Source organism: Mesorhizobium sp. LNHC252B00, from assembly GCF_000502955.1.
Taxonomy (GTDB): domain Bacteria; phylum Pseudomonadota; class Alphaproteobacteria; order Rhizobiales; family Rhizobiaceae; genus Mesorhizobium.
This window is the reverse complement of sequence record NZ_AYWO01000164.1, coordinates 1-323: the sequence shown is the minus strand read 5'-3', so window position 1 is coordinate 323 and position 323 is coordinate 1. Positions and strand designations below refer to the sequence as shown.

Annotated in this window: 1 pseudogene; it reads right to left on the bottom strand. The window is 57.9% G+C overall.

The annotated features are described in order from the left end of the window. Positions 1–323 (bottom strand): annotated as a pseudogene (locus tag X744_RS1000000174850) (hypothetical protein); the annotation flags it as partial.

Below are 323 nucleotides of genomic sequence, written 5' to 3'. Positions count from 1 at the left end.
GTTCAATCGATGCGGGGTTCGGTCCCGGTAGATCGAAATGGCGGCAGAGCTTGCCGACTGTCGCATAGACCGACTCGCCGGGGCTCGCAAGCCCAGTAATGCCAGCTATGTCATAGATCGCACCTAGGCGGGAACATTCGGCGATCAGCGCATCGAGATTGTCTGTATCGACCCGGACTGCCTCAAGCCCTTCCGCCGCAAGATAGCCGTACTGAGTTGGGTCAACCGACAGGGTAACTGGATGAAGCCCAAGACGCTGGGCCGCTTTCACGTATAGCAGACCGATACTCCTGTGCCCTTCAAGCAGGACGAGTGCTCTTCTT